Origin of the sequence: Nitrobacter sp. 62-23 (assembly GCF_001897285.1) — a bacterium.
Lineage (GTDB): Bacteria > Pseudomonadota > Alphaproteobacteria > Rhizobiales > Xanthobacteraceae > Nitrobacter.
Window position 1 is genome coordinate 1 of record NZ_MKSM01000093.1, and the last position, 8,168, is coordinate 8,168.

Here is an 8,168-nt window from a genome sequence, read left to right on the forward strand (position 1 = left end):
GGCGGCGGCGACCACATAGCGCAGGTGGGAGACCTCGACAGCCATCGCCGCACTCCCCTATTCCGATGGCCGCAGCGAGGCCCCTCGCTCCTCGAGCCAGAGCCTTATTTCCGAAGCAGTGACGGTGCCGACGCCAGGTTCGGACAACAATTCGTCCCAAGTATAGGCCGAGACGATCTCGACGAGGCGTTGGCCGCGCCTGGCGACGGTCCGGCCGCCGAGCGAGGCGTGGCGGCCATGAAGCAGCGCCTCGACCGCGCGGCGGGGAAGCTTGCGGCGGGAGGAATTCTCGCTTGGGTTTGGACAAAATGCCCTCACGTCATGTTCCTCGATATCGAGCTGCGCGGCGATGCGGCGATGATCCATGCCAAGCGCGCGCAGCACCGCTACCTCGTCGCGCAGCCATGCGAGGAACCGTCGCCGGTTGTAATCGCTCCGGCGAGATGGCGGCGTCGAGCGTTTGGGCAGCGGCAGAATTTCTTGAACCGGTGAATCCTTGACCAGCATCAGCATGAGCACGTCCTCGCACGATCGTTAAGCCAGTTGCTATTTCGCGAGTTCTGTTGTCCGGGTGAGCGCGGCACTAAAACCATTCAGCGAGACGTTGAAGGTGACGGCCTCGCCGCTTGAGAGATTGAGCGATGCGACAACAAGCTTCGTTCCCTTGCGCATGGCATCGGCCGCAGCGGTCGGAAAGCTCACCGGCAACAGGCAGCCCTGCGGCACGCAAGTCGAGAACCGCAAGCCCTTGCCGAGATCCTTGTCGTCGAGCTTGAGGATCGCGCCGGCGTCGAGGTTGAGCCCGAACGGCATCAGCACGGTGCCCTCGGTCTTGCCGTCCTTCGGAGGGCGCAGTTCGATCGCGAACAGGCGCTGGCCGGTGTCCTTGTTGCCCTGCGCCTGCGACAGCGCGCACTGCTTCTGCCGATCGACGATGCGGCAATCGACGGTCCAGTCGCCATAGGTCTCGTTGATCGAGGATGCGCCGTTCGGCAGCGTCGCGGTAGCGCCGGCCGGCTGCTGCGCGGCCGGCTTTGGCGTCGCGCGCGGCGCGGACGGGAGCTGCTGCTGCGCGAGGGCGACGGTCGCGGCGATTGCTGCGAGCGCGGCGACCGATGTGAACAATGAGCGCGGGTGTTTGAAACGGATCATCGGTTGAACCTGATGGGAACGGCGAGCGTGATCGAGCCGCCGCCGACATCCGGCGGCGGAGCGGGAACGGGGCTGGCGCGGCGCGGCAAGGACGCAGCCTCGGCATCGAGCGCGGCGTCACCGGCCGAGCGCACCAGGCGCGCCGAGAGCACGCGCCCCGAGCGGTCGATGGTGAAGGCGACGGTTGCGACGCCAGTGCCGGCCGCGCCTGACGGAAAGCGCTTGTGGCGGTTGAGATGCGCCATCAGCGCGCCGCGCCAGGAGGCCGGCGACATCGACGAGGCCATGCCTTCGGCCGGCGCGGCGGCGCGGTCGGCGCGCTGCGCCTGCGAACTCGGCGGCGCGGTGGTGCGTGGCGCGGCCTTCTGCTTTTTCTTTTTCGGCTTGGGTTTCGGCTTCGGCTCGACCTTCGACGGCAGCACCACCTCTGCCTTCTCGATCTTCGGCAATTCCGGCGGCTTGATCTCGGTCTCCACCGGCTGGATGTCGGGCTCGGGCTCGACCTTCTTCTCCTCGACCGGCTTCTCCGGCTCGACCTGTTCCTCGGCCTCCTCCATCTGCGGCCCCGGCGCGATGTCCTGCTGCGGCACCTCGGGCGCAACCGCAAGCGGCGCCAGCTCCATCATGATGGCAGCCGGCGGATCGCCGGGCGGCTCGGCCGCGGCCGGCCAGTGCAGCGCCAGCCAGATGCCGCCGGCGTGCAGCGCCACCACGGCGAGCCCGGCCGCGCTCCAGCGCAGCACCGATGTCGTGGTGAGCGCGCCATCCGCCCGTCCGTCCGGATCGCGCCAGTCGATCCTCATGGTTGCGCCGCCGGCGCGCCGGTGCTGACCGCTTGCGCCTGCCCGGTATCCTCAAGCCCGACCAGCGCGATCTTGAGATAGCCGGCCTGTCGCAGCAGATTCATCACCTTCATCAGCTCGGTGTAGGCCACCGTCCCGTCGGCGCGCAGGAACACGCGCTGCTCGCGGTCATTGCTGGTCTGCTGGTCCAGCGTCGCCTGCAAGGCAGTGCGCGGCACGTCCTCGTTGCCGAGCGCCAGCGTCAGGTCCTGCTTCACCGTCAAAAACACCGGCTTCTCGGGTCGCGGCTGCGGCTGCGCGTTCGACACCGGCAGGTCGACCGCGACGTCCACGGTCGACAAAGGCGCCGCCACCATGAAGATGATGAGCAGCACCAGCATCACGTCGATGAACGGCGTGACGTTGATCTCGCTCAGTTCGTCGATGCCGCCGCTGTGCGGGTCCTTGAGTGATACCGCCATGGCGCATCACTCCGCAGCGGAGCGGCCGCGCGCCAGCGGCACCACCGAGGAGACCAGTCCCCGCTCCTGCCGCTCCAGATCGCGCGAGACGTGCTGGATGATCTCGCCGGAGGCATCCGACAGCAGCGCCCGGTAGCTTAACAGCGCGCGGGCGAACACGTTGTAAATGATGACCGCCGGGATCGCGGCCACAAGTCCCAGCGCGGTCGCCAGCAGCGCCTCGGCAATGCCCGGCGCCACGACTGCAAGGTTCGTCGTCTTGCTTTGGCTGATGCCGATGAACGAGTTCATGATGCCCCACACCGTGCCGAACAGGCCGACGAAGGGCGCGGTCGCGCCGATGGTCGCCAGAAGTCCGGTGCCGCGGGCGATCTCGCGCCCGGCCTTGGCCTCGATCCGCGACAGCGCGATGGCGAGGCGCTCCTTGATGCCCTCCGCTGACAGATCGTTCGAGCGCCTGCATTCGCGCTCCGCCGCCTCCATCAGGTCCGCCACCGGGCCCCTGGCGGTCCACCCTTCGGCGATCTCGGCGCGCGCCGCCTCCAGGCTGTCGGCGCGTGCAAGCTTGCGCACGCAGCTCTGCGTACGCCGCCGCGTCGCTGCAAGGTCCACTCCCCGCGCCAGCCAGATCGTCCATGTCACCAGCGAGGCGAATGCGAGGCCGATCATCACCGCCTTCACCACGATGTCAGCCTGCACGAACATGCCCCACGGCGACAGATCCCGCGGCAACGTCGAAGCCGAAGCCGGCGGCGGCGCGGAAGACGCCGATGACGGTGCGGTCATGCCTTCGCCGTCTTGAGGCGCGGCGCCCGGGACAGGAGTCCCCGTCGGCTCCGCACCCTGTATGGGCTGAGATGAAAGAGCATCCGTTGGGACGGATGGCGCAGGTGATGACGTGGACGCGGCCGCGGGCTGCGGCGCGGTGGCGGCCGATTGCGCCTGCTGCTCCTGCGCATATGCACGGCCGGATAAAGTCATGAGGACAAGAAGCATCGCGACAAACAGGCGGCATGCGATGCTTGCGCGAGATTGGCTTGCGGTGCTGGTCCAGATATTCCGCATCATACGTTTTGCTTTCTGTTGCGCGCGTTACCGCTGGCTGGCTCTGGAGATTTCGAATTGAACGGCTTGCGAGGCCGTCCCCGGACGGCAATCCCTTGCTGAGTGCTCGATGATTTTTGTCGACATCGCCTATCCCCTCGCGAGCGCTTCGACGGGCTTGAGCCGTGCGGCGCGAAACGCCGGCATGAAGCCGAACAGCATGCCCATGGCCACGGCGCCCGTCAGCGCGCTGACGGCAACGGTGGGGGAGAAGATCACCGTCATGCCGAACATCAGCGCTGCGCCCGTGCCGATTAGGCCGCCGAACAGAAGTCCGACGACGCCGCCGATCGCCGACAGCACGATCGCCTCGGTCAGGAACTGGCCCATGATGTCCGCGGTCCTCGCCCCGATCGCGGTCCGGATGCCGATCTCGCGGGTGCGCTCGGCCACGGTGATCAGCATGATGTTCATGATGCCGATGCCGCCGACCAGCATCGAGATCGCGGCAATCGCCCCGAGCAGCAAGTTGGTGGAACGGCGCTCCTCCTCCGCCTTGCGGAACGCCGACGCCGCATCGTGCAGCCAGAAATCCTCGCGGCCGTGACGGCGGATCAACAGCGCCTTGATGGCGTCCTTGGTCTGCTGCAGGCGGGACATATCAGCGATCGAGACAACAATCTCCGTGACATCGTCCTTGCCGTAGAGACGCATCGCGCCCGTCCGCAGCGGCAACACCGCGTTATTGTCCCGATCGGTACCCCTCTCGGAAAGGCCCTTGCTTGCGAGCACGCCGGTGACAAGGAAGGGAATGTTGTTGACCAGGATATGGTTGCCCGACGGATCGGCGATGTCGGGAAACAGTTTCGCTGCAAGCGTTGCGCCGAGCAGCATCACGGCGTTGCCGCTGATCTCGTCCTCTTTCGTAAAGAAGGCTCCCTTCGCCGCGTCCCAGTTGTGAACCGCCCGGAACTCGGCCGTGGTGGCGATCACTTCGGCGTTGATATCGGTGTTGCCGTGCCGCAGCGTGCCCGCCTCCCACACGGCAGGCATCGATCCCGACACGTTGGCGAGATCCTTGATGGCTTCCGCATCGGCGGAGGTCATGGGCATGCTGGTCGCGGCAGATTCGCCCGCGCGGCTGACCACGACCCAGTTGGTGCCGATGGCGGATGCCCGCTCCATGAACGACGCCTGCGCGCCGCGCCCGATCGCCATCATCGCGACCACGGAGGCGACGCCGATGACGATGCCGCTCAGGGTCAGCGCGGTGCGCACCGGATTGACGGCGAGCGCGGCGAAGGCGGAGCGGGCCGCCTCTTCCAGCCAGGTCCAGAGCGGCGGCGAGGCGCCATTGGCCTGCCATGCGGCAACCGCAATCGACGACGAGACCCTGGCGGCGCGGCCGCTGTCGGAGACGATCAGACCGTCCTCGATGCGGATGATGCGCTCGGCCGCGGCGGCGACCCTGGCGTCGTGAGTAATGAGGATGATCGTGTGCCCGGCTCCCGCAAGCTCCTTGAGGATCGCCAGCACCTCCGCCCCGCTCTTCGAGTCCAACGCGCCGGTCGGCTCGTCGGCGAGGATAACGCCGCCGCCGTTCATCAGCGCGCGCGCGATCGAGACGCGCTGCTGCTGGCCGCCCGACAATTGCGAGGGACGATTGGTGATGCGGTTGGCGAGGCCGAGCCGCGCCAGCAGCGCAGCCGCACGGGCGTGGCGATAACCTCGCGGCGCGCCGGCATGGACCGCCGGCATCTCGACATTGCCGAGCGCGCTCACCGTCGGGAGCAGATGGTAGTGCTGGAAGATAAAGCCGAAGCAGCCCCGGCGCAGCGCGGCAAGCTCGTCGCGGTTCAATCCCGCGACGTCCCGGCCGCCGAACCAGTAGGCGCCGCGGCTCGGCCGGTCGATCAGGCCGAGAATATTCATCAGCGTCGACTTGCCGGAGCCGGAGGCGCCAATGATGGCCACGAACTCGCCGGCATCGATCGACAGGTCGACGCCGCGCAACGCGTGGGTGACGACATCGCCGCTGCGATAGGAACGGCAGACACCTGCGAGTTCGATGAGCGGGGTGCGCGGCACGCTCATGATTCCACCCTCAGCTTCGCCGGCGGCCCGGCGGCCTTGATGCCGGTGATGACCCGCTCGCCGTCCGCCACCCCGCTCGTGATCCCAACCAGAAAGCGGGTGCGAACGTCGGTCTGAACCTTGCGGACGGCGACGGTCCCGTCGTTCCGGAGCACCCGGATCTCGCTTTTGTCGTTGAGCGAGGCGACCGGGACCACGAGGGCGTTCCGCGCCGCGGCGGTGACGAAAAACACCTGCGCGGTCATTCCCGCCCTCAGGCTGCCGTCCTCGTTGGGGACGTCGAACAGCGCCGTGTAGAGCACGACATTGCCCGATTGCGCCCCGGCCTTGGTGGCCTCGGCCTTCTTGTCGGGACGGCGCGGCGCCGGCTGGATCTGCCGCAGCGTCGCATTCCACTTGCGATCCGGCTGGCCGAGCGTGGTGAACCACAACGGCATGCCCTCGCGCAGCTTGACGACATCGGCCTCCGACACGTCGGTCCACACCGTCATGGTGTCGAGGTCGGCGATCTGCAGGATCAGCGGCGTGTCGTAGTTCGCATTGAGGGTCTGGCCTTCCTTGGCATCGACCGCGACCACGGTGCCGGCCATCGGCGCGGTGATGCGGGCGTAGCGCAGCGCCGCTGTCTGCGCCCGAAGATCCGCCTGCATCTGGCGGATGCGGGCCTTGGAGGCGTCGATGCGGGCAATCAGGATGTCGCGGTCGCGCGACGCCTCGTCGAGGGCGGCTTTCGAGACCGCGCTGGTCTGTGCGAGCGTCAGGTGCCGCTCGACATTGCGTTTGGCAAATGCGAGCCCGGCTTCCTGCTCGGCCATCTCGGCCGTCAGCCGCGCCAGGTCGGCCTCGATGCCCTCGACCTTGGCCCCCTGCACCTCGGCGTCGATCTCCGCCACCACCCGCCCCGCCGTCACCTTGTCGCCGACAGCGACGTGCAGACGCTTCAACTGGCCGGAGACCTGAGCCCCGACATCGACATAGGCGTGCGGCTGGATCTTGCCGGTCGCGGTGACCGTGCTCTCGATGTCCTGCCGCTTGACGACGACGGTCTCATAGAGGCTGTCCGGCGACGGCGCGCGCAATCCCATCAGGACAAGCGTGCCGAGCGCAACCAGACCGGCCAAGCACACGCCAAGGATGATTTTCCCGGACCTGCGCGCGGCGCGGGCCGGCGGCGTCCATGGCGGCGGCACGATGACGCTGTCCGCATCATCCGGAGGCATGGGGGCGTTCATGATCGCCGGCCCCTCACCGGATATCTTTGTAGTCGACGTCGAACGACTGCCCGGGACCGGCATCGAACAGGATGTAGAACTCGCCCTCCGGCCGTTTGAAGCTCACGGTCGAATCCGCGCTGAACTTCGTCTCCAGCACAACGCTCTCGTCGTAGCGGATCACATCCAGCTTGACCCCCGGGACGCCGGTGCCATCGGCGAAGCCGCCCTCGCAACGCACCGTCGTCGCATCGATCATCTTGCAGATGCAGAACGGCGGATGCGCCCATGCCGTGCTGATAGATAGAGCCATGGCGCTGACGGCCGCGACGATCCATCCGCTTGCCCGGAGCGCGCGCATCATCGCTTCGCCTTCTCGAGCCAGGCGGCCATCAGGGGCGACGCGGTGCGGATCGGGATCGTCGCCTGATGCAGCGTCCCGTCCCAGCCCTCCAGGGTGAGCCACAACTCATCGTCAGCGGTGGTTCGATCCGGAATCCGCATCTCCGCCGTCTGCCGATAAGGGGTGCCGGAGAACAGCGCACCCATGGTGCGGATGTTGCGCGGCTTGCCGACGCGCAGGTAGGCGGCCTTGACCTGATCGACACAGGCCGGACATAGCGCCAGCGCAAACTCCTTGGCGTAACCGGCGCGGCCTTCCGCATCCGGCTCTTTCAGTTTGAACTCCGCCAGCCGCACGCTCCACGGCCCGACCGCGATCGCGCCGACCTCGCGCTCGCCGAGACCCTTCTTGCCGTCGAAAAACGCATTCTCATGGAAGAACGCCGGCGTGAAAACGATCGGCACGATCACCACGAGCGCGCTCAGGTGAAAGCGCCAGCGCTGCCACAGCGACGCGCCGCGCGAGGGGGATGCGAGCGCCACCATCACTCGGCAGCCTCCAGCCCGAGCCGCGCCGGCTTGCGCTCACGCACCAGCTTCACCGTCTCGATCGCGGTGCGCCTGGTCCACACCATCATCCCGGAGAACACCAGCGTGGTCAGAATCAGGCCGAACACCAGATAGACCAGCTTGAGCCAGACACCGGCGAAGTCGCCGGTGTGCAAGGGCCGCATCGAGCCGGTGACGAGTTCGAGCGCGGAGCGGTCGGAGACGCGCCGCGTCCGTTCGACCTTGCCGTTGTAAGGATTGACGTCGACCGTCTCGAACAGCAGCGGATAGGCGCCCCGCCCGCCGACGCTGATGTGATCATAGGCGCTGCTCGGAAATTGCACGAAAGTCGGCTCGAGATCGGGCAGTTGCGCCCGCACCGCTTCCGCCGCCTGCCCCAGCGTGATCCGCGGCGCCGGCGCACCCTTGGCCACGACGGGGACATCGCCCCTCGCCACCACCGGGGGCACGCCAGCCGTCGAGATGGAAATATGGTTGTCGTCAAGGATCGC

Annotated in this window: 10 protein-coding genes; all 10 read right to left on the reverse strand. The window is 67.4% G+C overall.

The genetic code is table 11. The features are described from left to right. Nucleotides 1–57 precede the first annotated feature (57 nt). Nucleotides 58–513, reverse strand: a complete 456-nt coding sequence (locus BGO16_RS08010) for a hypothetical protein (RefSeq protein WP_292618091.1) — start codon at nucleotides 511–513, stop codon at nucleotides 58–60. A gap of 33 nt (nucleotides 514–546) precedes the next feature. Further along, entirely contained in the window at nucleotides 547–1,152 is a 606-nt protein-coding gene (locus tag BGO16_RS08015; RefSeq protein ID WP_292618092.1) for an invasion associated locus B family protein, read from the reverse strand. Then, nucleotides 1,149–1,955, reverse strand: a complete 807-nt coding sequence (locus BGO16_RS08020; RefSeq protein ID WP_292618093.1) for an energy transducer TonB — start codon at nucleotides 1,953–1,955, stop codon at nucleotides 1,149–1,151. The genes BGO16_RS08015 and BGO16_RS08020 overlap by 4 nt, the downstream gene beginning before the upstream one ends. Then, entirely contained in the window at nucleotides 1,952–2,416 is a 465-nt protein-coding gene (exbD, locus tag BGO16_RS08025; RefSeq protein ID WP_292618094.1) for a TonB system transport protein ExbD, read from the reverse strand. The genes BGO16_RS08020 and exbD overlap by 4 nt, the downstream gene beginning before the upstream one ends. Nucleotides 2,417–2,422: 6 nt before the next feature. Further along, the gene (exbB, locus tag BGO16_RS08030) at nucleotides 2,423–3,412 is read right to left on the reverse strand and encodes a tonB-system energizer ExbB (protein ID WP_292618095.1); all 990 of its coding nucleotides are present in this window, start codon (nucleotides 3,410–3,412) and stop codon (nucleotides 2,423–2,425) included. Between the two features lie 198 nt (nucleotides 3,413–3,610). After that, a complete protein-coding gene (locus BGO16_RS08035; RefSeq protein ID WP_292618096.1) occupies nucleotides 3,611–5,554 on the reverse strand; it encodes an ABC transporter permease in 1,944 nt (647 codons plus the stop codon). Then, nucleotides 5,551–6,786, reverse strand: a complete 1,236-nt coding sequence (locus tag BGO16_RS08040; RefSeq protein WP_292618097.1) for an efflux RND transporter periplasmic adaptor subunit — start codon at nucleotides 6,784–6,786, stop codon at nucleotides 5,551–5,553. Before BGO16_RS08040 ends, BGO16_RS08035 begins: the two co-directional genes overlap by 4 nt. A 13-nt stretch (nucleotides 6,787–6,799) precedes the next feature. After that, the gene (locus BGO16_RS08045; protein ID WP_292618098.1) at nucleotides 6,800–7,129 is read right to left on the reverse strand and encodes a hypothetical protein; all 330 of its coding nucleotides are present in this window, start codon (nucleotides 7,127–7,129) and stop codon (nucleotides 6,800–6,802) included. Then, nucleotides 7,126–7,653, reverse strand: coding sequence for a thiamine pyrophosphate-binding protein (locus tag BGO16_RS08050; RefSeq protein ID WP_292618099.1), 528 nt, complete (start codon nucleotides 7,651–7,653; stop codon nucleotides 7,126–7,128). Before BGO16_RS08050 ends, BGO16_RS08045 begins: the two co-directional genes overlap by 4 nt. Then, nucleotides 7,653–8,168 (reverse strand): PepSY-associated TM helix domain-containing protein (locus BGO16_RS08055; protein ID WP_292618100.1); only part of this gene is annotated, 516 nt, incomplete at its 5' end. The genes BGO16_RS08050 and BGO16_RS08055, both read right to left, overlap by 1 nt.